At 66.1% G+C, this 26,542-nt stretch carries 21 protein-coding genes, 1 tRNA gene and 1 pseudogene; 13 read left to right on the forward strand and 10 right to left on the reverse strand.

Annotated features, from left to right (window positions below; all coding sequences use genetic code 11):
* The first annotated feature begins 196 nt into the window (after positions 1-196).
* The 4 genes from B1A87_RS03730 to B1A87_RS03745 all read left to right on the forward strand — a co-directional run bounded on the left by B1A87_RS03730 (position 197) and on the right by B1A87_RS03745 (position 5,881).
* Positions 197-1,348 (forward strand): PDZ domain-containing protein, encoded by a 1,152-nt coding sequence (locus tag B1A87_RS03730; protein WP_185982227.1) that lies wholly within the window; start codon positions 197-199, stop codon positions 1,346-1,348.
* A gap of 186 nt (positions 1,349-1,534) precedes the next feature.
* Positions 1,535-4,522: a UPF0182 family protein gene (locus B1A87_RS03735; RefSeq protein ID WP_078028054.1), complete on the forward strand. Its 2,988-nt coding sequence runs from the start codon at positions 1,535-1,537 to the stop codon at positions 4,520-4,522.
* A gap of 183 nt (positions 4,523-4,705) precedes the next feature.
* Positions 4,706-4,782 (forward strand) — tRNA-Met (locus B1A87_RS03740).
* A 163-nt stretch (positions 4,783-4,945) separates the two neighbouring features.
* The gene (locus B1A87_RS03745) at positions 4,946-5,881 is read left to right on the forward strand and encodes a cytochrome b/b6 domain-containing protein (RefSeq protein ID WP_078028053.1); all 936 of its coding nucleotides are present in this window, start codon (positions 4,946-4,948) and stop codon (positions 5,879-5,881) included.
* Positions 5,882-5,893: 12 nt separating this feature from the next.
* Here B1A87_RS03745 and B1A87_RS03750 read toward each other — a convergent pair whose 3' ends face one another.
* The 3 genes from B1A87_RS03750 to B1A87_RS03760 form a co-directional block, all read right to left on the reverse strand.
* Positions 5,894-7,315 (reverse strand): deoxyribodipyrimidine photo-lyase, encoded by a 1,422-nt coding sequence (locus B1A87_RS03750; RefSeq protein WP_078028052.1) that lies wholly within the window; start codon positions 7,313-7,315, stop codon positions 5,894-5,896.
* Positions 7,316-7,401: 86 nt separating this feature from the next.
* Positions 7,402-8,190, reverse strand: a complete 789-nt coding sequence (locus B1A87_RS03755; RefSeq protein WP_078028051.1) for a PspA/IM30 family protein — start codon at positions 8,188-8,190, stop codon at positions 7,402-7,404.
* Positions 8,191-8,315: 125 nt separating this feature from the next.
* The gene (locus tag B1A87_RS03760) at positions 8,316-10,373 is read right to left on the reverse strand and encodes a TPM domain-containing protein (protein WP_078028050.1); all 2,058 of its coding nucleotides are present in this window, start codon (positions 10,371-10,373) and stop codon (positions 8,316-8,318) included.
* Positions 10,374-10,692: 319 nt separating this feature from the next.
* Between B1A87_RS03760 and B1A87_RS03765 the strand changes: the two genes are divergently transcribed.
* From B1A87_RS03765 to B1A87_RS03790, 6 genes and pseudogenes are all read left to right on the forward strand, one after another.
* The gene (locus B1A87_RS03765) at positions 10,693-12,372 is read left to right on the forward strand and encodes a S1C family serine protease (protein WP_078028049.1); all 1,680 of its coding nucleotides are present in this window, start codon (positions 10,693-10,695) and stop codon (positions 12,370-12,372) included.
* A 276-nt stretch (positions 12,373-12,648) separates the two neighbouring features.
* Positions 12,649-13,449 (forward strand): electron transfer flavoprotein subunit beta/FixA family protein, encoded by an 801-nt coding sequence (locus B1A87_RS03770; protein WP_078028048.1) that lies wholly within the window; start codon positions 12,649-12,651, stop codon positions 13,447-13,449.
* A gap of 15 nt (positions 13,450-13,464) precedes the next feature.
* The gene (locus B1A87_RS03775) at positions 13,465-14,418 is read left to right on the forward strand and encodes an electron transfer flavoprotein subunit alpha/FixB family protein (RefSeq protein ID WP_078028047.1); all 954 of its coding nucleotides are present in this window, start codon (positions 13,465-13,467) and stop codon (positions 14,416-14,418) included.
* A 4-nt stretch (positions 14,419-14,422) separates the two neighbouring features.
* Complete coding sequence (locus tag B1A87_RS03780; RefSeq protein WP_078028046.1) at positions 14,423-15,202, forward strand: PIG-L deacetylase family protein; 780 nt, start codon at positions 14,423-14,425, stop codon at positions 15,200-15,202.
* A 73-nt stretch (positions 15,203-15,275) separates the two neighbouring features.
* Positions 15,276-15,815 carry a gluconokinase gene (locus B1A87_RS03785; RefSeq protein WP_078028045.1) on the forward strand — a complete coding sequence of 180 codons (540 nt, stop codon included), beginning with the start codon at positions 15,276-15,278 and terminating at the stop codon, positions 15,813-15,815.
* A 21-nt stretch (positions 15,816-15,836) separates the two neighbouring features.
* A pseudogene (locus B1A87_RS03790) lies at positions 15,837-17,264 on the forward strand (gluconate:H+ symporter).
* 228 nt (positions 17,265-17,492) lie between these two features.
* Here B1A87_RS03790 and B1A87_RS03795 read toward each other — a convergent pair.
* From B1A87_RS03795 to B1A87_RS03810, 4 genes are all read right to left on the reverse strand, one after another.
* On the reverse strand, positions 17,493-18,335 hold the full coding sequence (locus B1A87_RS03795; protein WP_078028044.1) for an anti-sigma factor domain-containing protein: 843 nt from the start codon (positions 18,333-18,335) through the stop codon (positions 17,493-17,495).
* A 1-nt stretch (position 18,336) separates the two neighbouring features.
* Positions 18,337-18,942, reverse strand: a complete 606-nt coding sequence (locus tag B1A87_RS03800) for a sigma-70 family RNA polymerase sigma factor (protein ID WP_078028043.1) — start codon at positions 18,940-18,942, stop codon at positions 18,337-18,339.
* 228 nt (positions 18,943-19,170) lie between these two features.
* A complete protein-coding gene (locus B1A87_RS03805) occupies positions 19,171-19,638 on the reverse strand; it encodes a tRNA (cytidine(34)-2'-O)-methyltransferase (RefSeq protein WP_078028042.1) in 468 nt (155 codons plus the stop codon).
* A gap of 68 nt (positions 19,639-19,706) precedes the next feature.
* Positions 19,707-20,654 (reverse strand): J domain-containing protein, encoded by a 948-nt coding sequence (locus tag B1A87_RS03810; protein ID WP_078028041.1) that lies wholly within the window; start codon positions 20,652-20,654, stop codon positions 19,707-19,709.
* 387 nt (positions 20,655-21,041) lie between these two features.
* Between B1A87_RS03810 and B1A87_RS03815 the strand changes: the two genes are divergently transcribed.
* Positions 21,042-21,638, forward strand: coding sequence for a hypothetical protein (locus B1A87_RS03815; RefSeq protein WP_260680632.1), 597 nt, complete (start codon positions 21,042-21,044; stop codon positions 21,636-21,638).
* A gap of 59 nt (positions 21,639-21,697) precedes the next feature.
* Here B1A87_RS03815 and B1A87_RS03820 read toward each other — a convergent pair whose 3' ends face one another.
* The gene (locus B1A87_RS03820; protein ID WP_139362789.1) at positions 21,698-22,114 is read right to left on the reverse strand and encodes a hypothetical protein; all 417 of its coding nucleotides are present in this window, start codon (positions 22,112-22,114) and stop codon (positions 21,698-21,700) included.
* 89 nt (positions 22,115-22,203) lie between these two features.
* Between B1A87_RS03820 and B1A87_RS03825 the strand changes: the two genes are divergently transcribed.
* Positions 22,204-22,878 (forward strand): metalloregulator ArsR/SmtB family transcription factor, encoded by a 675-nt coding sequence (locus tag B1A87_RS03825; protein WP_078028039.1) that lies wholly within the window; start codon positions 22,204-22,206, stop codon positions 22,876-22,878.
* Here the strand turns inward: B1A87_RS03825 and B1A87_RS03830 are convergent.
* Positions 22,868-23,524: a DMT family transporter gene (locus B1A87_RS03830; protein ID WP_260680634.1), complete on the reverse strand. Its 657-nt coding sequence runs from the start codon at positions 23,522-23,524 to the stop codon at positions 22,868-22,870. The two genes, B1A87_RS03825 and B1A87_RS03830, sit on opposite strands and share 11 nt — an antisense overlap.
* A gap of 337 nt (positions 23,525-23,861) precedes the next feature.
* Between B1A87_RS03830 and B1A87_RS03835 the strand changes: the two genes are divergently transcribed.
* A complete protein-coding gene (locus B1A87_RS03835) occupies positions 23,862-25,091 on the forward strand; it encodes a cysteine desulfurase family protein (RefSeq protein WP_078028038.1) in 1,230 nt (409 codons plus the stop codon).
* On the opposite strand, the gene B1A87_RS03840 is transcribed toward B1A87_RS03835, so the two are convergent.
* Positions 25,070-26,323, reverse strand: coding sequence for an NAD(P)/FAD-dependent oxidoreductase (locus tag B1A87_RS03840; protein ID WP_078028037.1), 1,254 nt, complete (start codon positions 26,321-26,323; stop codon positions 25,070-25,072). The genes B1A87_RS03835 and B1A87_RS03840 overlap by 22 nt on opposite strands.
* Between the last annotated feature and the right edge of the window lie 219 nt (positions 26,324-26,542).

The raw sequence follows: 26,542 nt of genomic DNA on the forward strand, positions 1-26,542 counted from the left end.
CTGATCAACCTTCACGCTACCCCGCGGGCGGGCGGCTGTCTGCCGAATGGGGGTCCGTTCGCTGTAGGCAAAGAGCTTTCACCCGGCGCGGACGCGTAGTGTTAGAAATCGGAATGTTTGCAGGTTGTGCCACGGCTGTCCGCTGGCCGCCGCCACGGTGCCGCGAGCTACAAACGCGGTGGGGAGAGGTCCTTCAGTGACGATTACCAAGGGCGACCAGCCCTCAGAGGAGTCCGCGGCTGCCACGGGCAGCGGCGAGCCGGCCGGCGCGGAAATGCACGGCACGCCCAAGTCGGCGCGCGACCCCCGGGTCTCGACCATGATGCTCGCCGGACTCCTTGCCCTCGGACTCGGCGTGACAGCCGCCGTCCTGCCGGTCCCGTACGTGGTGGAGTCGCCGGGGCCCACGTTCAACACCCTGGCCAGTGACAACGCCAAGCCCGTCATCAGTGTCACCGGGCACGAGACGTTCCCTGCGAAGGGAAACCTTGACCTCACCACCGTCTACGTGGACGGAGGGCCCAATGGTCCGGTCAGCGTTTTCGAGGCCTTCTCCGCCTGGCTCGACGGCTCGAAGGCCGTCTATCCGCAGGAACTGATCTTCCCGACGGGCGTCACCAAGGAACAGTCGCAGCAGGAGAGCGCCGTGGCCATGACCACGTCGCAGGAGAATGCCGTGGCGTCGGCGCTGCACGAACTCGACATCCCGTACGGGCAGAAACTGGAAGTCGCCGATCTTTCTGACGGCTCAGCCGCCGCGGGCAAGCTCAAGGCGGGAGACGTCTTCGCCTCGATCAACGGCAAGGCGGTCACGTCACTGACGGTGATCCAGGAGGAACTGGCCGCCGGCAAGGGCAAGCCGGTCGCCGTCGTCGTGGACCGTGGCGGGAAGCCGGTCACGGAAACCGTAACGCCGGCCCGGAGCGAATCGGGGCGCTACATCCTGGGCGTCCTGCTCAAGTACCGGTTTACCTTTCCGTTCGACGTGAAAATTTCGCTCGACAAGGTGGGCGGCCCCAGCGCAGGAATGATGTTCGCCCTGGGAATCATCGATACCGTGACGCCCGGAGACCTCACCGGCGGAAAACACATCGCGGGGACGGGCACCATCACACCCGAAGGCGCCGTGGGGCCCATCGGGGGAGTTGCCGTGAAGATGCATGGCGCGCGGGCCGCCGGCGCCACGATGTTCCTCGCACCCGCAGCGAACTGTGCCGAGGTCACCGGGCACATTCCGGACGGTCTCCAGGTGGTCAAAGTGGAGAACCTGGACGAGGCGCGCCGTGCGGTCGAACTGGCCGCAAAGGACGGCGACACATCGGGCCTTCCGGGCTGCACCAACAACTAGACTAAACCTAGGAACTATGGCCGGGCTTCACTCGTGGCAGTAATTGACAGCCGTTGCCACGCGGGCCGTCGGACAGCGCAAGCTGACACGTGCAGGGTGCCCGCGGGCGCCCGGCACCGGGCATGTTGCTGTCACCTGAAAACTGAAAATACGATCAGCAACTGACAAAGCTATGAGGTACAGAGTTTGTCCCGTCCTGCCAGCCCCACCCCGCCCGGAAGACTCCAACCAAGGCGCGGTGCCTTGACGCCGACGCTCATTGTCGTAGCGCTGGTTGTCGTCGGATTCATTTTCTTCGCCAACGTGTGGACGGACGTCCTCTGGTACCAGCAGCTTGGCTTCTTCGAAGTGTTCCTGACGGAAAACCTCGCCAGGATCGGCATCTTTGCCGTTGGATTCGCCATCATGTTCGCCGGCGTTTTCTTCGCCATCCGGATCGCCTACCATGCCCGCCCGGTTTATGCTCCGGACTCTGAAATCCGCGACAACCTCAACCGGTACCAGGCCCAGCTGGAGCCCGTTCGCCGTGTGGTCATGATCGGACTTCCCGTGCTGTTCGGCCTCTTCGCCGGCAGCGCGGCCTCCAGCCAGTGGCAGAAAGTCCTTCTGTTCTTCAACCAGGAGCCCTTCGGCCAGAACGATCCCGCGTTCGGGCTGGACATCGGCTTTTACCTGATGACGCTGCCGTTCCTGGGCTTCGTCACCGGATTCCTGATCAGCGTGGCAATCGTGGCCGGCATTGCCGGCATCCTGACGCACTACCTCTACGGCAGCATCCGGATCATGGAGCGCGGCATCTTCACGAGCCGCGCCGCCCAGATCCACCTCGCCGTGACGGGCGCATCGTTCCTGATCCTCCTCGGCGTAAACTTCTGGCTGGACCGCTACGCCGCCGTGCAGAACAGCGGCGGCCGGTGGGCCGGCGCGCTGTACACGGACGTCAACGCCGTCATCCCCACCAAGGCCATCCTGGCCGTAGCGGCTGTCCTCGTCGCCATCCTCTACATCGTGGCCGCGGTCATCGGAAAGTGGCGGCTGCCCGTCATCGGTACGGCCATGCTGGTCATCACGTCCATCCTCGCCGGCGGCGTGTACCCCTGGGTGATCCAGCAGTTCCAGGTGCGTCCCTCGGAGCAGACGCTGGAACGGGAATTTATCGAGCGCAACATCGGAATGACGCGTTCGGCGTACGGTCTCGACCAGGTCAAGGTGCAGCGGTACAACGCCACCACCACCACCTCAGCCGGGGCGCTGGCGCCGGACGCCCAGACCACCGCCAATATCCGGCTCCTGGACCCGAACCTGATTTCGGACGCCTTCTCGCAGCTCGAACAGTTCCGTCCGTACTACCAGTTCCCCAAGGCCCTCAACGTGGACCGGTACCTGGTCAACGGCAAGGTGCAGGACACCGTCATCGCGGTGCGCGAGCTCAATCCCGAGGGCCTCAGCCCGGATCAGCAGTCCTGGCTGAACCGTCACGTCGTATACACCCACGGCTATGGCGTGGTCGCTGCCAAGGGCAACAAGTTCACGGCGGACGGAAAGCCCGAGTTCCTGCAGTCCGGCATCCCGTCCACGGGTGTCCTCGGCAACGACAAGACCTACGAGCCGCGAATCTACTTCGGCGAGGACTCTCCGGAGTACTCGATCGTGGGAGCGCCGGAGGGCGCGGCGCATCGTGAGCAGGACAGGCCCGCGTCCAAGGAGGGCGGCGAGACCCAGTACACCTTCACGGGCAACGGCGGCCCCAATGTCGGAAGCTTCTTCAACCGGGTCCTGTACTCGATCAAGTTCCAGTCCTCGGACCTCCTGCTTTCCGACGGCGTGAACGACGCTTCGCAGATCCTGTACGAGCGCAACCCCCGTGAACGCGTGCAGAAAGTGGCGCCTTACCTGACCGTTGACGGAAACGCGTACCCCGCCGTCGTCGACGGCCGGGTCAAGTGGATCGTGGACGGTTACACCACCAGCCAGTACTACCCGTACTCCCAGCAGGAACAGCTGTCGGACGCCACCAAGGACTCTCAGACCACCGCCGGCCGCAATGTTGCACTGCCCAACAGCTCGGTGAACTACATCCGCAACTCCGTCAAGGCGACCGTGGATGCCTACGACGGCTCCGTCACCCTCTACGCGTGGGACGATCAGGATCCCCTTCTGAAGGCCTGGCAGAAGGTCTTCCCCACTTCCCTGAAGCCCTTCTCGGAGATGTCTGCGGACGTCATGAGCCACGTCCGCTACCCGGAGGACCTGTTCAAGGTTCAGCGTGAGCTCCTGGGGCGTTACCACGTGACGGACCCCGTGAGCTTCTACAAGAACGACGACGCGTGGAGCGTTCCCAACGATCCCACCGTTTCGGATCCGGTCAAGCAGCCGCCGTTCTACATGTCGCTGCAGATGCCGGACCAGAAGACGCCGGCGTTCCAGCTGACATCGGCCTATATTCCCCAGGTGGTGGACGGGAATGCCCGCAACGTGCTCTATGGATTCCTGGCCGCCGATTCGGACGCGGGCAGTAAGAAGGGCGTGAAGGCCGGTTCATACGGTGAGCTCAGGCTCCTGCAGGTTCCGCCGGAGGCCCAGGTTCCGGGCCCAGGCCAGGCACAGAACAAGTTCAACTCTGATCCGACGGTGTCGCAGGCACTGAACCTGCTGCGGCAGGGTGCCTCCGACGTGCTGAACGGCAACCTGCTGACGCTGCCGGCCGGTGGCGGCATGCTGTACATCCAGCCTGTCTACCTCAAGTCCACGGGTGAGACGTCCTACCCGACCCTGCAGCGGGTGCTGGTGGCCTTTGGCGACAAGATCGGCTTCGCGCCCACCTTGGATGCCGCCCTGAACCAGTTGTTCGGCGGCAATTCCGGGGCGACGGCCGGAGACAAGGACAACAACGGGCAGACGTCCACGCCGCCCGGCGGCACGACGCCTCCGGCAACGGGCGAGGTGGGTGCCAAGGCTGCGCTGAAGGCCGCCCTGGACGAAGCCAACGCCGCCATCAAGGCCGGCCAGGAGGCTTTGGCGAAGGGCGATTTCGCGGCCTACGGCGAACAGCAGAAGAAGCTGGCGGCGGCGTTGAAGAAGGCGCTGGACGCCGAGGCCAGGATTCCCGGCACCGGCACTGCCAGCACTCCGACGTCACCGTCTGCCACGCCGACGCCGACGCCGAGCAGTTAGCGGCTAAGCAGCCGCACGCGAACGGTCAATGGCCAGCACGTGAGGAAGCCGGTCCCGCACCCCCGGAAGGGGAGCGGGACCGGCTTTTCGCATTTCCCGCCCGGCGGCGAAGGCGCCGGAGACGCAGATCACGTCGCCGCGATTTGGCCTCCCGTTCACCGGACGGTAGAGTTGTTCTTGCGACGCGGGGTGGAGCAGTTCGGTAGCTCGCTGGGCTCATAACCCAGAGGTCACAGGTTCAAATCCTGTCCCCGCAACCACAAAGAGGCCCTGACCGGGGATAATCCGGTCGGGGCCTCTTGCATTGCCGGGCCGTTGTCCAAGTGCTAGCAGTTCCTAGTATTCTCTTTCGCAGGGCCCGGAATTCCTGGCAAGCGCGCGGCACCCACACTGGTCAGTCATTCTCGAGAGGAATGTAGTTCGATGTCCACAACGAAGAACAAGTCCGGCACTTCGAAGGGCAAGCGGTCCAGGCTCTACTGGGCGGTGCCTGCGGCGCTTGTGGCCATGGTGCTGGTGGTCCTTCTCGCCAAGTGGCTCACGGGCCTGCCCGCGGTCCGGTCCTTCATGACGGACTACCCGGGGCACTCGGAGCTGCCGGCCGGTGCTCCCGTCGGTTTCCCCGCGTGGCTGGCGTGGCAGCACTTCCTGAACGCCTTCTTCCTCCTGCTCATCATCCGCACCGGGTGGCAGGTGCGGACCACTATGCGGCCGGGCGGCTACTGGACCCGCAACAACAAGGGACTCATCCGGACCAAGACCGCCCCCACGAAAATCAGCCTGGAACTGTGGTTCCACCTGACCCTGGACGCGCTCTGGATCCTGAACGGGCTGATCTTCGCGGTCCTGCTGTTCGCCACCGGTCAATGGATGCGGATCGTGCCCACCGGCTGGGACGTTTTCCCCAATGCAGCCTCCGCCGTGCTCCAGTACGCGTCGCTGAACTGGCCCACGGAAAACGGCTGGGTCAACTACAACGCCCTGCAGTTGCTGACGTACTTCGTGACCGTCTTCATCGCCGCTCCGCTGGCATTCATCACCGGCCTGCGGATGTCCAACGCGTGGCCCAAAAAAGCTGCCGCCCTCAACAAGGCCTACCCGATCGAGGCCGCCAGGGCAGTGCACTTCCCTGTGATGATCTACTTCGTGGCGTTCATCGTTGTCCACGTGTTCCTGGTCCTGGCCACCGGCGCCCTGCGGAACCTCAATCACATGTATGGCGGAAGCGACGACGTGAGCTGGGTGGGTTTCTGGATCTTCGCCGCGTCGGTGGCGGTAATGGTCGGGGCGTGGTTCCTGGCCAGGCCGCTGTTCCTGCGCCCCATTGCCTCCCTCATGGGCAAGGTCACCAGCCGCTGATCCGCGGGCCGCTCAGGTCGCCTTGAGCTGCTGGTAGCTCTCCAGCGCGCGTTCGCGGGATTCCTGCAGGCCCACCAGCGGGCCCGGATAGTTCGGCGCCGCAGCCGGGTTTTTCCAGGGCTCGTGGACGGCACTGTCATCCAGGGCGGCGAGTTCCGGGATGAACCCGCGAAGGTACCGGCCGCCGGCGTCGAACTTCTTGCTTTGCGTCACGGGATTGAAAATCCGGAAGTAGGGCGAAGCATCCGCGCCCGAGCCCGCCACCCACTGCCAGTTGGCCGGATTGCTGGCCGGATCGGCGTCAACGAGTGTGTCCCAGAACCAGGCCTCACCCAGGCGCCAGTCGGCCAGCAGGTTCTTCACCAGGAACGACGCCGCGGCCATGCGGACCCGGTTGTGCATCCAGCCGGTCTGCCACAGTTGCCGCATGCCCGCGTCCACGAGCGGATACCCCGTGCGACCCTGCTGCCACGCCGCCAGTTCGGCCGCCGACGGCGTTTGCCAGGCAAAGCGGTCGAACTCGGGACGGTAATTCTCTGTCGCCAGGCCAGGATTTTCGTACAGGAGCTGCCAGCAGAATTCACGCCAGCCGAGCTCGCTTCGAAAAATACCGACGTCGGCCGGAGCGTGCCGCGGGAACCGCTCGCGGAGCGCGTGCCAGATCCGGAACGGGCTGATCTCGCCAAAGCGAAGATACGGGGAAAGCCGGCTTGTGCCCTCTACCCCGGGCACGTCCCGTCCGGTCCCGTATTCTTCAACAGGCCCGTCCAGGAAGTCCTCAAGCCGCCGGTGGGCTCCTTCTTCGCCGGGCGTCCAGGCCTCCGCGAGGCCCCCGCTCCAGTCGGGGCTGCGGGGGAGCAGCCCCCAGCTGTCGAGATCGTCACCGGCCGGCACGGAGCCGGACACAGTGGCGGGTTTTGGAAACTGAGCGGGTGAGCCGGCAGGTGGCCGGGGCTCTGCTCCGGCCAGGCAGGAACGCCAGAACGGCGTGAACACCTTGTACGGGCCTCCCGTGCCAGTCCGGACCGTCCACGGCTCGAACAGCAGGTTCGCCTGGTGGCTCGTGGCGTCAATGCCCTGTTCGGTGGCCCACTCCTTGATGCCGGCGTCCAGCGTCCGCTCCGGCAGCCCGTAACGCCGGTTCCAAAAGATGGCCCCGGCAGCGGTCTGCTCCGCCAGTTCCCGGATGACGGAGGCGGCGCCACCCCGGCGGAGCAGCAGGCGTGATCCGTTCGACTCCAGGTCCGCGGCAAGAGCGGACAGCGAATGGTGAAGCCACCATTTGGCGGCTCCGCCGAGCGGGCGGATTCCGGGAGAGACCTCATCCAGGATGTAGACCACGGTCAGCGGATCCGGCAGGGAGGCCGCGGCAACGAGGGCCGGGTTGTCGTCGAGGCGAAGGTCGTCCCTGAGCCAGACAATCGTGGAAGCCATGGCTCCACGCTACACGCCGCGGGCATAGCGGAGGCCGGGGTCCTGGGGACCCCGGCCTCCGCCCGGTTAGGTCGCTAGTTAAGGGGCTAGAGCTTGTCGAAGTCAGCCTCTTCGACGGTCGATCCTGACGCCGAACCGTTGGCTCCGGCGCCGATGGCAGGCTTGGCGCCTCCGGACTTCAGAGCGGCCAGGCGTGCCTCGATTTCCGTCTGCTCGCCGAGATCCTCCAGCTGGTTGAACTGGGCGTCAAGGCTCGACGCCGCGAGCTCCTGCTGGCCGCGGACCTTTGCCTCTTCGCGGCGGATTTTCTCCTCGAAACGCCCGACTTCGCTGGTGGGGTCCATGAAGTCGATGCTCTTGAGGGCGTCGTGGACCTGGGACTGCGCGGCAGCCGTCTTCGAACGGGCAACCAGCTCGTTGCGCTTGCTGGTGAGCTGGTTGAGCTTCCCCTTCATCTGGTCCAGGCCGGTCTTGAGCCGGTCCACCACCTCGGACTGGGATGCAATGTTGGGTTCAGCTGCCCTTGCCTCGTTCTCCGAGGACATCTGGCGCTGCAGGGCAACCTTCGCGAGGTTGTCGAATTTCTGGGCGTCGGCTGCATTGCCGCCGGACCGGTACTCATCGGCCTTGCGCGACGCCGCCAGGGCCTTGTTGCCCCAGTCCTGGGCGTTCTTGATGTCCTCGTTGTAATCGTCCTGGAGCATGCGCAGGTTTCCGATGGTCTGGGCCACAGCAGCTTCGGCTTCCGCAATGTTGTTGGTGTAGTCCCTGACCATCTGGTCCAGCATCTTTTGCGGATCCTCAGCCTGGTCCAGCAAGGAGTTGATGTTGGCCTTTGCCAGCTGCGCCATGCGGCCGAAAATGGACTGCTTCATGGTGTTACCTTTCGTCCTGCTCAGTGTGTCCCACTGAATTCAGTGAACAGTTGATACCGCTTCTACCCGCCGGCCGGATTCACCGTCACGGCGCCTAGTTTTGCCCTACTGGAGCTGGCTGCCTGCTAGAAACTGCCGGAGTCGCCTCCGCCGAAGTCGCCGCCGCCAAAGTCGCCGCCGCCGAAGCCGCCGCCTGAGTCGCCGCCCCAGCCTCCGCCGTCGCCGCCGTCGCTGTGACCGCCACCCCAGCCGCCGCCGCTGCCGCCGTTCAGGATGGAGTTGATGAGGATGCCGCCAAGTATGGCGCCGCCCAGGCCGCCGCCTCCGCCGCCGCCGAACATGCTGTTCCTGCCATAGCCCTGATTGGCGTAACCGCCGAAACTGTCGACGTCGGACTGGGCCAGCTGGGCGGCCTGGGCAGCGAGGGCGTGCGCCTGCTGCGCGTACGTCAGTGCGGTGACGGGATCATTGCGTGAGATGGACAGCGCGTAATCGAGGTTGCGCTGGGCCTCCGCCAGCCGGGTCCGGGCTTCAGTACCCACCCCGCCGCGCCTGGCCGTGATGTAATCCGAGGTCGCGCTGATCTGCGCCTGTGCAGACATGATGGTCTGCTGCAGGGATGCCTGGGCACGGCGTGCCTGCTCTTGCTGGTCACGGATACCGCTCAGGGCCTGGTCCAGGGTCCGGTGCGCCGATTCGACGCGCTCGAGCGTGGCGATCGGGTCAATCCTGCCGCCTTGGATTTCACTCTTCACCTGGGCCAGTGCCGCTTCCACGCCGGCTACCGGGCCGGAAAGCTCCGGATGCTCGCCGGTCTGGATCATGGCCTTCGCCTGGGCCAGGTCCTGGGACGTGTCCACGACTGCGGATTCGAGTCCCTGCCGGGCCTCGTCCAGGCTGCCGGCAACCTTGGAAATGGCGCCCAGGAGCACGTTGGTCTGATGCAGGCTCTCCTCGGCGGCACGGACCGCCACGGCGGCAAGGCTTCCCTCGCCTGTTTCGAGCTTTTCGTGGGCGGTGGCACCAGCGTTCTGAACGAAGGCGAGGCGTTCCTTGGCCTGGGTGATGTTGTCCGCGACCTGGACGAGCGCGCTGTCGGCGTACTTGCCGCGCAGCTCAGCCAGCGTCTGTTCAGCCTTCGCTATTTTCGCGTCGGCGTCCACGGCCTCGGCGTTGACGGCGGCCAGGGCCTGCGGCGCGTTCTTTTCCAGTTCGCGGAGCGAGTCGAAGTCGGCCTTCTGCTCTTGGAGCGATGACAGGGCTGCCTCGGAGCGGCGGATGATTTCGCCCAGCCAGCTGCGCTGCTGCTCCTCGGTGTCGGGAATGTGGTCGTCCAGCTGCTGCTGTAGCTTGAAGGATTCGGACATATGCCCCTTGGCCTCCTGGAGCGCCCGGGTGAAGTTGCCGACGGCGGACTCACCGTACTGGGCCTCTGCGAAGCCGAGCTCCTGCTCGCTGGACTTGATGGCGTCGTCGGCCTCGATCAGCAGCGAGCCGCTCTTCTTGCGGAGTTCGTCGACACTCAACGAAGCAAGGGGATCAAGCTCCGCGCCCTGCGGGCCGTAGCTCGCGCTGGACGCCTGGGCCTTCTTCCTGCGGTTCCTGAGGTAGAGATAGGTTCCCGCACCGCCTGCCGCCAGGACGCCGGCACCCACGAGGACGGCCGTTCCGGCGCCGCCGCCGGACGGAACGGTGCCGCTCCCGCCGCCGGCAGCATCACCAACGGCTGCCGCGGTGTCAATGGCAGCCTGTGCGTAGTCCTTCTTTCCGCCAGCCAGGTTGGCTGCGACCGCGTTTTGTGAGATGGCCCCGGCCTTTGAGGCAATGGCACTCGCCGAGTTCGGGGCGAAGTAGTACTGGCCGGCGGTTGAGATGGCAAGGAGGACATCAGCCCTGCCCATGCCCTTCTGTTCGGCGACGGCCTTGCCCCAGTCCGCGGGCTTTGCGGGGTTTTCAAAGGAATTCACAGTGACCACGTACAGGTTGTACTTGTGGTCCTTGAGCAGCTTCTGGATGGCGTCCTGGACTTCACCCTTGCGGCTGCCCAGGACATTAGCCTTATCTACGATGTTCTGGCCGGACGGGATGGGTACCGGATCCTCAGCCCAAGCTGCCGCGGCGGGAAACGCCAGCATTCCAGTCAGGCCGATCACGGCGAGAACACGTTTCAACATTGACCGCATGGCAACCCTTCAGCACACCTGCGACTGTATCGGGACGAACAGTCGTCTCAGAACGCAGCAGCGCCCCCACGCCGGGTGTAAAGCCGCAGGTCGCTGTGGCAATTCTTCTTGATTCTATGGTGCACCAATGGGGCCGTCCACCGCAGGGAATATGCCACCAGCGAAAAGCGCTCAAGAGCCAGGACGACGCCCCGGCTGCGGCTTGGCGCCCCTCGGAAGGGCGGTCGCGGCGCACATTCAGGAACCTCCCAGCAAACATCGATTTTAGTTTCAGTCGAATCGTCCATAGTTAATACAGACGAGGATGAAAGGAAGTCCAATGACTGAGAACCCAGTGCCGGGCGCAGCACCTGAGAACCGAGATCCTGCAGGGCGGCCCGCTGATCCCACGGCTCGGCCTGCGCACGAGGAGGGTTTCCAATCTCAGGGAAGTCAGCCGGAGGGAAACTACAGGGACCACCCCACCGAACAGCTGGGCGGCGGGGATGCGGGCCGCGATAACATGGGCGGCGATGATGCCCTGCCCGCCGGCTCTGCCAACCCCACCATGCGGCTTGACCGGCCGGACCAGGAGGCTCCGGGCGAGCTCCAGGGCCACCCGCAGTCAGAGCCCTTCAACGGGCCGCGTCCCGTATATCCCCAGCACGCTCCTTTCTACGGGCACGAGTCGGGGCCTGCAACCCAGCAGTTCGCGTCCGCCCCGCATCCCGGGGGCCCGGGCCAGCCCCATCAGTCTCCCTATGCCCAGCACGTCCCCCACTCGGCCCCTTATGACAACCGGGCCAACGCGCCCAGGCGCAAGGCCAGTTTCGGCGTTGGCACGCTCGTGGCCAGCATCCTCGCCGCAGGACTCGTTGGCGGTGGGGTGGCGACGGTCGGCGCCGGCAATCTCTTCGTCGCCGGGACGGCGCCAGCCGTCAGCACCGGCAGCCAGCCCGGGACAGTGATCGTCAACAACAAGGATGACGTCAACGCCATCACGGCCGCTGCCGTCAAGGCATCGCCGAGCGTTGTGACGATCAAGGCCACGAACGGCAGCGAGGGCGGCACCGGCTCAGGTGTCATCCTCGACGACCAGGGCCATATTCTCACCAACACCCACGTGGTGACCCTGGACGGCACGGCGGCCAGCGCGGATATTGAAATCCGCACGAACGACGGCCGCGTCATGACAGCGAAGATCGTAGGAACGGACCCCCTCTCGGACCTGGCCGTCATCAAGGTGGACAACCCCTCAGGGCTCACGCCGGCCACGCTCGGTGACTCGGGGAAGCTGAACGTCGGCGACACCGCAGTGGCCATCGGCTCTCCCCTGGGCCTCACGGGCACCGTGACGGACGGTATCGTATCCACCCTCAACCGGACTATCAGCGTTGCGTCCTCGGCAGCACCCAAGGGCGGCGCCGACAATTCCCAGGGCGGAGACCAGGGCTTCGAGTTCGCTCCTCCGGGCCAGGGGCAGGGCCAAAGCTCCGCGAGCAAGGGAACCATCGCCATCAACGTCATCCAGACGGACGCCGCCATCAACCCCGGTAACTCCGGCGGTGCCCTGGTGAACAGCAAGGGCGAGGTGATCGGCGTCAACGTCGCCATCGCGTCGGCCGGCGGCAGCTCCGCAGCGACCGGAACAGGCAACATCGGAGTGGGCTTCAGCATCCCGATCAACAACGCCAAGCGCGTGGCCCAGGAGATCATCGACAATGGCAAGGCGACCCACGGCCAGCTGGGCGTCAGCGTCAAGGCGAAGGCTGCTTCGGCGTCCGGCTTCTCCGTGGGCGCGGATGTCGACACGGTGGAGCAGGGCTCGGCGGCGGCCAAGGCAGGCATCCGGAGCGGCGACGTCGTGACGCGGTTCAACGACCTCGCCATCAGCGACCCGAACCAGCTCACCGCAGCGGTCCGTGAACAGCCGGCCGGCGCAACGGTCAAGATCACCATCCAGCGGAACGGCCGCGAGCAGCAGTTGGACGTGACGCTGGGCGCCGCCGCAGAGCAGTAGGACAGCAGCAGAACAGCAGCGGAAGCAGCAAGCAGTAGCGGCGGGCCGCGCCTCCCAGACGATGGACAGCGAGGCGCGGCCCGCCGTCGTACGCGGAAGAACCTCGCCGCTTCCAATGCAACGGCCCTCTGACACAGGCGTTAACGGGGCGTCATCGGGCCGCCCCTATATGGTTAGCTAGGAGCTACCCGTATCCCGGGCGTTCCGCGGCCATGACCTCACCCGGCTGGCTATCCACAAGCATGGAAGGCTGCTGTAAATACAGTGGAAGAGACATTGAAGATCATCGTCCTGGTCAAGCATGTGCCGGACGCGCAGTTTGACCGGCACCTCAGCGGCGAGGGCCACACCACGGACCGCGATGAGAGCATTCTGTCCGAGCTGGATGAATACGCCCTGGAAGCCGCACTGCAGCTCACCGAGGCGCGCGGCGGAAGCAAGGCGGGCAACAAGGTCATCGCCCTCAGCATGGGCCCGGCCGGCGCCGTGAATGCCATCAAGAAGTCCCTCCAGATCGGAGCGTCCGAAGGCGTCCACCTCACGGACGAGGCACTCGCCGGCTCTGACGCAGCCGCCACCTCGCTGGCGCTCGCCGCCGCGATCCGCCATCTCGGCGCGGACACCCCGGTGGACCTGGTCCTGACCGGCATGGCATCCACCGACGGCGAAACGTCACTCGTTCCGGCCCAGCTCGCTGAGCGCCTCGGCCTGCCGCAGGTGACTTTCGCGTCGTCGCTGGATGTTGACGGGGGACGCATCACCGCCCGCCGCGACGCCGACACGCACTCGGAGACGGTCGAAGCCCCGCTGCCAGCAGTGGTGTCGGTGACGGACCAGATCAACGAGCCCCGCTACCCCAACTTCAAGGGCATCATCGCGGCCAAGCGCAAGAGCATCACCACACTGTCGCTGGCGGACGTTGGAGTGGATCCCTCCCAGGTGGGCCACGCCGGATCCTGGACCACGGTGACTTCGGCTGAGGAACGCCCGCCGCGCACCGCGGGCACCATCATCACCGACGAAGGCGACGCCGGCATCAAGCTGGTTGACTTCCTGGCCGCACAGAAGCTGCTCTAAGAGGGATCACACAACATGGCAAACGTACTGGTATTCATTGACAACCCCGGCCAGGCTCTGAAGAAGAGCAGCCTTGAACTCCTCACCATCGCCCGTTCCCTCGGGGAGACGGCCGTGGCCGTCAACGGCGAACTGCACGACGGCGTCGCAGCCTCCCTCGGTGAGCACGGGGCCGTTGCCGTCTACCGGCCCTCCGCGCAGGACCTTGATGACTATCTCGTGGCGCCCAAGGCAGCTTTCGTGGCGGCGGCGGCCGACAAGTCCGGCGCCACCGCGGTGCTGGTTGAAAATTCGCCTGAGGGCAAGGAAATCGCGGCGCGGCTCGGGATCCGCCTCAGCGCAGGCGTAATCACTGACGTCGTTGCCGTCGACCCCGACGGCACCGCCCGCAAATCAGTGCTGGCAGGTTCCTACACCACCGCGGCTAAGGCGACCACGCCGGTCAGCGTGCTGACGGTCAAGGCCAACAGCGTCACCCCCGAACCGGCCGCGGCGCCCAGCACCCCCGAAACAGTGACGGTTGACGTGCCTGCCGACGCCACTGCTTCGGCAGCGCGCATCACGGCCCGGGAACAGAAGGCCGTCAGCGGCCGCCCGGACCTCACCGACGCGCGGATCGTGGTGGCCGGCGGACGGGGGCTTGACGGCGACTTCGGCCCGGTGGAGGACCTGGCAGACGCGCTGGGTGCTGCCGTGGGCGCATCGCGGGCGGCAACAGACGCCGGCTGGATCAGCCACGACGCCCAGGTCGGCCAGACCGGCAAGACCGTATCCCCGCAGCTGTACATTTCGGCAGGCATCTCCGGCGCCATCCAGCAGAAGGCCGGCATGCAGACGGCGAAGGTGATCGTGGCCGTCAACAAGGACGCGGAATCTCCCGTCTTCGAAATCGCTGACTTCGGCATTATCGGGGATCTCTTCCAGGTCCTGCCGCAGGCGACGGAAGAAATCAAGAAGCGCAAGGGCTGAGTCCTTGACTTCAAACGCTGCTCCGGCACAGAGCCCGTTCAACCCGGACAAGCACCGGGTTGAGCGGGTGCTCTGTTTCGCCGCCCATCCGGACGACATCGACTTTGGCGCTGCCGGGACCATCGCCGCGTGGACGGCAGCCGGCGTCGAGGTGAGCTACTGCATCATGACGGACGGCGATGCCGGCGGTTTCGATCCGGCCCACCGGGCCGAAATCATCGCCATGAGGGCCGCCGAGCAGCAGCGTGCCGCAGCGCTCGTCGGCGTCACCGACATCCACTATCTGCACGAGCGGGACGGATTCCTGGAACCGAACCACCAGGTGATGTGGGGAGTGGTGAAGCTGATCCGCGAAATCCGCCCCGACGTCGTGCTTTCCATGCATCCGGAACGCAACTGGAACCGCATCCAGAAAAGCCACCCCGACCACCTGGCCGTCGGGGAAGCGGTGACCCGGGCCGTCTACCCGGCCGTGGAAAACCCGTACGCGTATCCGGAACTGGCCGAATCCGGCCTCGAGGCCTACAAGGTGCCGTGGCTGTGGCTCTATGCCGGGCCGGAGGAACGCGAAAACCACTTCACCGACGTCACGGAGCACGTGGACAGCAAGCTCGGGGCGATCCACGTCCATGTCAGCCAGCACCCCGACGTCGAGGCCATGGAGGCTGCCGTGCGCAACGGAATGCAGGTCAACGCACGGCGCGCGGGTTTGCCGGACGGCCGCAGCGCGGAGGCATTCCACGTCGTAACAATCAACGGGCCGGGCACGATCGCGGGCTTCTAGTATTGCCACACTGTAACCCGTGTCATATGCTTGCCTCTGTTTAAATCATATTTATTCAGGAAGGCAGACTTTGATGGCGAAGACTGCACAGCAGCCGGTCCTGGTGATCATGGGCGTCTCAGGATCCGGCAAATCAACAGTGGCCGGCGTTGTGTCCGGCAAGCTCGGCTGGGACCTCGCGGAAGGCGACGACCTGCACCCTGCGGCAAACGTGGCCAAGATGCAGGCCGGCGAACCCCTCACCGATGACGACCGTTGGCCGTGGCTGGAAACCATTGCTGACTGGATCCGGCACCACACCCAGGCCGGCACTCCGGGCGTTATCACGTGCTCAGCGCTCAAGAAGCGGTACCGTGATGTGCTCCGGGGCGAAAATGTCGTGTTCGTGTTTCTTCAGGGCAGCAAGGACAACATCTCGGGCCGGCTTGCCTCACGGCACGGACACTTCATGCCTCCGGCCCTGCTCGAATCGCAGTTCGAGGCGCTGGAAGAACCCACCGAGGATGAAAACTACATCGCCCTGTGCGTCTCGGCCACCCCGGCCGAGGAGGCCCAGGAAATCATTGAACGACTGAATCTCGCAGCTGCCTCCGCCGCTCCGGATCAGAACTAGGAACTTACCTTGAACTCTCGCATTGCAACGCAGCTACCCGCTGCCGTCGAAGGCTGGACAGGCCACGACACCCAGCTGCTGGTTGTGGCTGGCCTCGGCATTGCCCTCATCGTGGTGCTGATCGCCAAGCTCAAGCTGCACCCCTTCCTCGCACTCGTGCTGGGCTCGGCCTTCGTGGGCCTGGCATCCGGCGTCGAGCTGCCCAAGATCATCACCAACTTCGAGGAGGGAGTAGGCGGCGTCCTCAAAGAAGTCGGACTGCTGATCGCCCTGGGCGCCATGCTGGGAAAGCTCCTGGCAGACTCCGGCGGCGCGAACCGGGTGGTGGACACCCTGTTGGAGAAGGCAAGCGGCAACAAGGTGGTCTGGTCCATCACGCTCGTGGCCGTCATCATCGGGCTGCCGATGTTCTTCGAGATCGGCCTGGTCCTCCTGCTCCCCGTGGTGGTCCTGGTTACCCAGCGCTCCCGCATGCCCTTGATGCGCATTGCCATTCCGGCGCTGGCCGGCCTGTCCGTGCTCCATGGCCTAGTGCCTCCGCACCCGGGCCCGTTGATCGCCATTAGCGCTGTCAAGGCCGAGCTGGGCACCACGCTGGCCCTGGGCCTGCTGGTGGCCATACCTACGGTCATCATCTGCGGACCGCTGTTTTCCCGGCTGGCGGCCAAATGGGTTCCCGTCGGCGCGCCGGCGGTTGCGGGCGGCATCGACACGGAGCACGGCGCGGACACGACGGGCGTCAAGCGCCAGCCGACGTTCCTCGTCACCCTGCTGACCATCATCTTCCCCGTGGTGCTGATGCTCGCCAAGGCAATCGTGGACATCATCTGGCCGGACCCCCAGACCGCACCGCCGGTCCGGATCTTCTTCGACTTCGTCGGCCAGCCCCTCGTGGCCATGACCCTCGCGGTGCTCCTGGCCATCGTCACCTTCGGCTACGCCGTGGGCTTCACCGGAAACCGGATCACGTCCAAGATCGGCGCGAGCCTCGGGCCCATCGCGGCCATCCTGCTCATTGTGGGTGCGGGCGGCGGCTTCAAGCAGACCCTGATCGGCGCGGGAGTCGGCGACGCCGTCAAGAAGTGGGCTGAAGGCACCAACATGTCGGTGCTGGTCCTGTCTCTTATACACATCTAGATGTGTATAAGAGACAGTTGCGCTGCGGCTGGCCACCGGCTCCGCGACGGTGGCCACGGTGACGGCGGCCGGAATCGTCGCGCCGCTGGCGGCTCGCTGAGCCCCACCCATGCCGCGCTGCTGGCCTTGGCGATCGGTGCAGGGTCACTGTCTCTTATACACATCTAGATGTGTATAAGAGACAGGTTCTGGCTGGTCAAGGAGCTCTTCGGACTCACTGTGGGCCAGACGTTCAAGACGTGGTCCGTCATGGAAACGCTGATCTCGGTGGTCGGCTTCGGCTTCGTGATGCTGTTGTCGCTGATCATTTAGCGTCACACCACGTGCGGCGGAGCCGCGCAGGCCTTGCTCCTGGTTCATAGGGGCAGGGCCTGCGCGGCTTTTTGTCGTTAACCCCACCGGACGTTGTAGCCCGGAGGTAGTAGGCCCGGACGTAGGAGCCCCCCGGACGAACTAGGAGCCCGCCGCGGACGAACTAGGGCCCCGCGGACGGGGCCCTAGTTCAATGTTCGGCTACCGGGTGGCCACGGCCAGGTGAGGTCAGGTGTTGAGCGCCGCGGCAGCAACCGTGGGAAGCGTGGGCGAGGCGGAGCCGCCCTCAGGCTCCACGGTGATCCCGAGCGAGGCGGCCGAGCCGATCCCCTTGACGACGGCAGGCTTTGACAGGGCCTCGGCATCCATCAGGCCCTCGGAAACCGGAGCGGAACCGTCCTTCGGGATCAGCCACATCTGGTAGACCTTGCCCGGGGGAGGAGCGGGAACGTCCTTCATCCGCACCACCAGGGCGTCCCTCGACGACGAGATGGAAACTGTCGCCGTCCCGCCGCCGCTGACATCCACGGTCGCCTGGCGAACGTCTTGTGCCTCCAGGACCTGCCGCAGCGGATCGTTCTGGTTGGCCACATAGGCGCCGACACCCACGCCGCCCAAGGCGATCACCGCAGCAGCCGCAACACCGACCAGCCAGTTGCGAACGCCGGGGGACCGGCGTCGGACTTCACGGCGTTCGCGTGCAGCGGCAAGCTGATCGGGCACGGGCGGCACAGCCGCCGCGACGGCAGGCGCACTGCCGATATTCGCGAATGGCGCCGGAAGCTGGGCCACTATGCGGTCGAACAGGTCTGCCGGCGGCTCCTCCTCGTCCGTGAACGAGGTGGCGAGTGTTTCCCTGGCCTGGCGGACGCGCTCGTAGAAGGACTGGCGTTCTGCTTCCGGGGCGGTGCTGACGTAGGCCTCGATGGCTCCGCGCTCAGCGTCGCTCACGGCATCGAGCGCGTAGACTTCGGCGAGCTCGACGGCGCGGCCCGCTGCGAGGTCAGTGGAAATGTCGGCAGCGAAGGCACGGGGCAGCTGGCGGCCGTGTGCATCATTTGTATCGGTCATTTCAACTCACCCCCAGACAGGTCTTCAATCGGATCAGTCCGTCGCGGATGCGGGACTTGATGGTAGGTACGGCCGCGTTGAGCTTTTCAGCGACTTCGCGGTAGGTGAGGCCGCCGTAATAGGCGAGCCGCACGGATTCCTGCTGTGTCTCGGTCAGGGTCTCGAGGCAGCGGACCACGGCCTCGGCCTCCAGCCTGCTGCCCACCTCATCGGACACGGAATCGTGGTCTATGTCCTGGCTGCTGGCGCCGTATTTGGCCTCACGGTCAGTGGATGACTGCGACGACCGGACTTTGTCCACGGCGCGGCGGTGCGAGATGGTCATCAGCCACGCCAGTGGGCTGCCGCTGGCCGGATCGAATTTGGCGGCGTTCTGCCAGACCTGCAGGAACACCTCCTGGGTCGCGTCCTCGCTCAGCTCCGGATCGATGAGCACCCTGCGGGCCATGCCGAACACGCGGCGCGAGGTGAGCTGATAGAACTCGGCAAAGGACGCCTGGTCGCCGCCGGCAATCCGCTCGAGCAGCGTTGCGAGCTGGCGGTTAAGGTCGACGGCGGTGCCGGGCGGCGCTGGGGCGCCAAAGTTCGGCGCGTTGGGAGTTTCCATCACAGTCAAGCATAGGTCGCCGGACGACAATCGCTGAGCACCCGAACCGGATACGGCACCGTCGTGCCGGGCAAAACGCAGTGCCGTCCTGCCCGCATGAACTGTTTTCACCTGCCGCTCCTCAATCCGGGGGATTTGCTCAGGAGTGATTCGGCGCCGGAGCAGCTCCGGATGGGTGCGGGCAGGCGATTAGTTCCCCCCGCATGCTTCCCGGGCGGGACCTCCCGGTCAGAGCTGGGCGCCCGTGAAGCCCTGCTGCCGCCAGGCCTCATACACGGCGATCGATGCGGCGTTGGCCAGGTTCAGGGAACGCAGCGACGGCAGCATGGGCAGCCGGACCCTGGACGTGACATGGGGATCGTGCTTCAACTCCTCCGGCAGTCCCACCGACTCCGGGCCGAAGAGCAGGACGTCGCCCGGCCGGTAGGAAACGTCCGTGTAGGACACCTCGCCGTCGGAAGTGAAGGCGAAGACCCGCGCGGGCTGCAGGGCTTCCCACGCGGCCTCGATGTCGGGATGAACCGTCACCACGGCCAGGTCGTGGTAATCCAGGCCGGCGCGGCGCAGCTTGGCGTCGGAGAAGTCGAAGCCCAGCGGTTCCACCAGGTGGAGCTCGGCGCCGGTGATGGCGGCCAGGCGGATGGCGTTGCCGGTATTGCCGGGAATTTCAGGGGTATGGAAGAGGATGCGGAACACGGTTCCATCCTATCGCCGGGGAAAATTCCGGCGGACGCACGTGCATCAGTGCCGCGGGACAGCCTCTGTCAGTGCATGCCCCGGAGCAGCCGGGCGAGCACGGGCAGATTGACGGTATTGGGTGCCGGGCCCCCGGCCAAGAACTGCTTGAGGCCCCTCGACAGCCCCGCTGCATTGACCACCTGCACCATGTCAGAAGCGCCGCGGGCCCGGCGGTGGTGATCGATGACCGGTTCATGCAGGTTGCCGTCCGGGCTGTGGACCACAGTCCAGCCGGTCACGTTCAGTTCCGGAAAAATGTCCTGCATCCGCCTGACCACCGGGGCGAGCTGCGGGGGAGCGATGGACCTGCCGCCGTGGTTCAGCGTGTTGCCGTCCCACGCGTAGGCCCCCTTGGGCAGGAGCATGGAGCCGATCAACGCCAGCCGGTAGCCGGAGAGCAGGGCGTGGTCGATGTGGCTGTTGTCGGCGGGAGACAGCAGTCCATTGATCAGCCGCGCCGCCGGGATGGCCGGGAGGACCTGCCTGTCGATGAGCTGCACCGTACGCATCTCGCGCTGGATCCTGGCTTCAGCGCCGAAGATGCCGCGTTTCCTTGGCATTCCGTGGATCTGTTGGCTGGCCAGGTCGAGGGGGATCAGCGGCACGCTGCCCGGAACGTCGAAGGGCGGCACGTAGATAGGGGCGTCACCTGAGGTATTCCGGGGAGTTCCGGGCCGGTGGATCGTGGCGGAGGCGTGGCTGCCGGCGGCCGGAGCGTCGAAGTGCGCCTCGTCGGCGCCCGCCGGAGTCCTGTGGCGCGGTCCGCCCGCATAGGAGCGGTCATAGGCTGCGCGTCGCCGGGGATCGATCAGCGTTTCGTAGGCCAACGTGACCTGCCGGAAGGCGGCGGCGTCGCCGCCGTGATCCGGGTGGGAAGCGCGGGCCGCCTTGCGGTAGGCCACCTTGATCTCTCTTTCCGTGGCGGTCACGGCGACGCGGAGTACCTCGTAGTGGGAACTGCTGCCCTCGGTCAAGCATGGTCCTTCGGTTGTCGTTGCCAGCGCAGACTTGCAGCCCGGTGTGCCCAGCATATCGGCCGGGTCGCCGGGCTACTCAGACAACGCACGGGCCCGTGTCCCGGGTTCCCAGTGGCTGGAGGTCCGGCAGAAGCAGGCCGGACGTCTAGACTTTTCCGGGAGCGGGGCCGGCTTTGCCAGGTGCCGCGGTGGCCTCCCGGGTGATCCGGGATCCACATGACAGCCGGGTCCGTGGGTCCGTGTCCATGAGCCGTGTCCGTCAGTCGACGTCCGTGATTCAGTAGTGAGGTGCGTATGGCAGCCAGGCCCCGGAGTGGAATCCGCCGCAGCGGGCGGCAGGCCGTGGCTGCAGCGGCGGCTGTCGCGTTCCTCGGGGGTTGCAGCGTGGGGATACCCGATCCGGCTGTTCCCGGCACAGCGCCTGCCACACGTCAGCTAGCCACTCCCACCATCACTCCGGGCTACGACGCCGCGGCGGTCGCCGCCCGCAACATGACGTTTTCCGCCGGGACCACGCTCGCCCGTGGGATCCCCGTGGGGCTGTCCGAGGGCCTGGCCGACGCGCCGGAATGGAGGCGTTCGGGGAGCGGCGGAGGCGGTACGAACGTCTACCTCAAGTCCGACGGTTGCCAGGTTGCGGCGAAGGTGAGCGCAAATCAGTGGCCCCTGGTTAAGGGGGATGACCGGGAATCCACGGCCGCGCTGTTCGCCTACCTCGACCCGACCATTCTGCCCAAATACCTCAAACCGGCGGTGCTGCGCTGGGGCGGGGAACCGGGCAGGCCTGGGCCGACGGTGGACGTCCTTGTCCTTGAGCGGGCGGCCCGGCCCGCGGGCAGGGCCGCCGTTGTGCTGGCAAGGGTGTTCGGAACGGCCGGTTCCTCCGTGTACGCATCGGTCTCATGCCCGTCTGCGCCGGCGCTCGCCGCCGCAAGGGCCGACGTCGAGCGCCTGCTGACCGTGGTTCCGCCCTCGGAATAGCGGCAAACGCGTGGGCGGAGCATGGCGGCCCCTGCGCGTGCGAGGGCGCTGGCCTGCTGTTACCGTTTTGCGGCTGTGGCGAGCCGGTTCAGGGCCAGGGCACCCACGAGCAGTCCGAAGTCCCGCAGGGCTACGTCGTAGAAATTGCCGAGGATCAACAGGTTAACGATGATCCCGAGCAGCCAGGCCGCGACGACCAATGAGCCGATCCGCGGGCGGAAGGCTACCAACAGCCCGGCGAGTATTTCGATAACGCCGACGGCGTACATGATGGTCTGCCCGGGCAGCGGCACCACGGACGGCACCACCGGGGCGAGGTAGCTTGTCCAGTCCGTGAGCACGTTGGTGAACTTGTCCAGCCCGAACAGGACCGGGGCCACCGTGAAGACGGTGCGGAGGAGGAGGAACGCCTGCCTGACCGTGTCCGGAGCCAGTGCCTCCGTGCGTCCGGGCTCCTTCAATGCTGTGGTTTTCATGATTGCTCCTTCTAAAAGTGGATATATTGATTTTAGACCCGCGCACCTTATTTAGCAACGGATCTTGTTTTTAGAGATACGCTGGAGTCATGAACCGTCAACCGAGTACCAGGCTTTCGTGGGCCGGCCGCCTCGCCGCCCTCGCGTCGCTGGGGGATGACACCCGGCGGCGGCTGTTCGAATTCGTCGCTGCGTCGGCTTCCGCGGTGGGACGCGACGACGCCGCGGAAGGCCTGGGCCTGCCCAGGAGCACCGCCTCGTTCCACCTGGACAGGCTGGTCCGTGAAGGCCTGCTTGCCGTGGAGTTCAGGAAGCTCGGCGGGAAGGGTGGCCCGGGCTCCGGCCGGCCGGCGAAACTTTACCGCCCGGCGCTGGAGGAAGTGGGAGCGTCGGTCCCGGAGCGGAGCTACGACCTGGCCGGCGAGCTCATGGCCTCCGCGATCGAGGAATCGATGTCCGGCAGGGCGTCTGCCCATGAGGCGCTGCTTGCCACGTCGTACTCCCGCGGCCGTGCGTCCGCGACCGGGGGAGCGTCATTCGAGGACCTGCTGAGCGGGATCGGGTACAGGCCGGCGCCGGACGGCAACGGCGGACTTGTTCTCATGAACTGTCCCTTCCACCGGCTGGCGGACGGACATGCGGATGTGGTGTGCGCAATGAACGGTGCCTTCCTGAGCGGAGCCGCCGCGGCCTGCGGCATGCCTGAAGACACGGTGGAAGAGGACCGGACAGCCGGGCGCTGCTGCGCCCGGATCAAGCCATAGCTGGCTGCCGCGCCCGGCGCTTCACTCCGGTGAGGAGCACGCCGGAGATGACCAACAATCCGCCTAGTATTTGCGGGGTGGTCACCGGAATGCCCAGGAGCAGGGTGATCACTGCCGTAAAGACCACTATGAGGTTGAGGTAGTTTCCGGCTACGGCCGGTCCGGTGGACTTAAGGGCCAGGTTCCACAGCAGGTAGGCGCCGAACGACGGGAAGAGTGCCACGTACGCGAGCGACCACGCTCCGGCGGCGGTGTCCGGTAGCTCCGCGCCTGCAGCCAGTGCAATTGGCGTGAGCGAGATGGTCGCCATCGCCACCTGGACAGCTGTGGCGGCGATGGCCGGCAGGTCCAGCCGCCTGGCAATGATGGTGTAAAGCCCCCAGACGACGATCGCGCAGAGCATGAGCAGCTCGCCGGCGTTGAACGACAGGTAGGAAATCTGCTGCACGTCGCCGCCGGTGAGGACAAGAAGCACGCCGAACAGGCCCAGTGCGATCCCAAGCCAGCCCACCGGGCCGGGCCGGTCTCCAAGCATGAATATGGCCATTACCACGATCAGTGCCGGATTGGTTGCCGTGATGAGGGAGGCGTTGAGGGCAGAGGTGTGGCCCAATGCGCTGTAGAGCAGCAGCGTGTAGCCGCTCATGCCGAGGGCGCTTAGGAGCAGGCGCGCGGGCTAGCGCCGCAGCACGGCCCGCCAGTCCGGTCTTTCCACCCGGTGAGCGAGGAGCAGAAGCGGCACGGCCACGAGGGCCCAACGCCAAAAAGGTGAGCTCCAGCGGCGTCATTGACTTCATCGCCGCCTGGCCTACGACAAAGTTTCCGGACCAGAACAGGGTGGCAATGACGAGGAAGATGGGCGCTCTCACCGCTCGAATCTACAGGCGGTGCGCCAACAGGAGGCATTGGGGCGGGCGGCCGCGGCGGTCGCCGGGGGAGTAATTCGCGGCGGGGAGAATTAAGCCGCGGGTAGAATTTTAAGCGTGCCTGCTTACCTGGATCATGCTGCCACCACGCCCATCGCCGCCGAGGCCCTGGCCGCGCTGACCCGTGAACTGGCCCGGACGGGAAACCCGTCGTCACTGCACGGTGCGGGCCGACGCGCGCGGCGGTCCGTGGAGGACTCGCGGGAGGCCATTGCCGCGGCCGCCGGGGCTCACCCGTCGGAGGTCATTTTCACCTCCGGCGGCACCGAAGCGGACAATCTCGCAGTCAAGGGTCTGTTTTGGTCGCGGCGCGGCCAGGATCCGCGCCGGCGGCGCATCCTGTGTACCGCCGTCGAACACCATGCCGTTCTGGACACGGTGGAGTGGCTGGAACGCCACGAGGGGGCTGAGGTGTCCTGGCTTCCGGTGGACTCGGAAGGCGTCCTTGACCTTGAGGCGTTCCAGGCCGAGCTGCTCCGGGATCCCGCGTCCATCGCCCTTGTCACTGTCATGTGGGCCAACAACGAGGTGGGCAGCATCCAGCCCATCGCGCAGGTTGTCGAGCTTTCCCGCGCGGCGGGAGTGCCGGTGCACTCCGATGCCGTGCAGGCATTCGGGTCGGTTGCCGTGGACTTCAAGGCTTCCGGGCTGGACGCGATGTCCATCTCCGGCCACAAGATCGGCGGCCCGGTCGGCGTCGGGGCCCTGCTCCTGGGACGTGCCGTGAAGCTCACTCCGGTCCAGCACGGCGGGGGCCAGGAGCGTGACGTCCGTTCCGGCACGCTGGACACAGCCTCCATCGCCGCCTTTGCCGCCGCGGCGGAAGCCGCTGCCAAAAACCTCCCGGCGGAATCCGCGCGGATCTCCGCCCTGCGGGACCGACTCATCGCAGGGGTGCAGGACGCCGTGCCCTCTGCCGTGCTCCGCGGGGCGCGCGGCCCCGGAAGGCTGCCCGGAAACGCGCACTTCACGTTCCCCGGTTGCGAGGGTGATTCCCTGCTCTTCCTCCTCGACCTCGCCGGCGTCGAGTCGTCCACGGGTTCCGCCTGCACTGCCGGTGTTCCGCGCCCGTCGCACGTTCTCCTGGCCATGGGACTGGACGAGGCAACTGCCAGGGGTGCCCAGCGTTTCACCCTGGGCCACCCGTCAACTGACGAGGATGTGGACGCGCTGCTAGCCGCCCTCCCCGGAGCATATGCCCGCGCCCGGCAGGCGGGCATGGCCGGTCATGAGTCCTCCATCCAGACTGCCGCCACCGTTGCCCGTCAGGGTTCGGGAATCAGCTGATCAAAGGGGACTGCCGCGTCCGCCAGGGCGGCCGCCGCCACCTCGGAGCGGGCCGAGATGAGGGCCTTGATGGTCTTCTGTGCGCCCGGCTTGCCGGTGCGCGGCCAGTTGACGTTCATCCCCGCCACCACGCGCCCGTCCCGCTGCCAGAAGGCAACGAATTCCTTCGCTTCGAGCGAGCCGCGGATGACGGGAGCAGACCCCGCCGCGAGTGTGGGGAATCCCGAGTACTCCATGCTGACGTCGAACTGATCGGTGTAGAAGTAGGGAATGGCGTCCAGGACGGCCTCCTGACCGAGCATGGCCTTGGCCGCCACCTTGCCTCCGTTCAGCGCGTTGGCCCAGTGTTCGCTGCGGTGGTGCCCACCCGTGAACGGATGCAGCGCGTTGGCGACGTCGCCCGCCGCGAAAATATCCGGGGCGCTGGTCCGCAGTGAGGCATCGGTGAGGACCCCGTTACGGATCTCGAGGCCGGCTGAACTGGCCAGGGCGGTGTCGGGAACCACGCCCACGGCGATGACCACAACGTCTGCCGGCAGATGCTCGCCCGAATTGGTCAGGACGCCCGTGGCGCTTCCTGCGTGCCCCGTGATCTCCGTAGCGGAAGCCGGCAGCCGGAATTGGACACCGTAGCCCTCGTGCAGCGACCGGAAGAACCTGCCCAGGTCCGGACCGATCGCCCCGCCGAGCGGAACCTCCTCGAGTCCCAGCAGGGTGACTTCGTTGCCGTAGGTGCTCGCGGCTGCCGCCAGTTCCATTCCTATCCAGCCGGAGCCGATGAGGACCACCTTCCGGCCACCGGCCGCGAGTTGCCCGCGCAGGCGGCGGCTGTCATCCAGCGTGCGGAACGTCGTAACGCCGTCGAGCCCGCTGCCGGGCAGCGGAATCTGCCGGGGCGCCGCGCCCGTGGCGAGCAGCAGGGCTCCGTACCGTTCGGTTGCCCCGTCGGCGTAGCGGACGATGCGGGCGGAAGGATCGACGCCGGCCACGGGAGCGCCGAGGCGCAGGTTGACGTTGTTTTCGGCGTACCAGGTTTCCGGAACCACCTCGACGGCGTCCTCACCGGCTTTTCCCAGCAGGTATTCCTTGGACAGCGGGGGCCTGATGTAGGGATGATGCGCTTCGGCCGCGGCGACGGTGATGTTGCCCTGGAAGCCTTCGGCGCGCAGCGTGCGTGCCGCGGTGGCCCCCGCCAGGCCGCCACCGGCGATGATGATGCTCTCAAGAGTCATGACATGCTCGATTCATCCGGTGGCCGAGTGCGGCCGCGTTCTAAAACCAGTACGTTTGACTTTAGAAGTGCCGTCCTGCGCGGTCAAGGGAATTTAGGGCCTGATTCGGCCGGGCGCTAGAATAGATGGGCAAGCGGTGTGTCATCTGACGTAGGTGCCAACAGGGGAGTGACCCGCGCCCCGCACTGCGTTTCAGAATCCGGCGTTGCGAATCGCCGG

Origin of the sequence: Arthrobacter sp. KBS0703 (genome assembly GCF_002008315.2) — a bacterium.
Classification (GTDB): domain Bacteria; phylum Actinomycetota; class Actinomycetes; order Actinomycetales; family Micrococcaceae; genus Arthrobacter.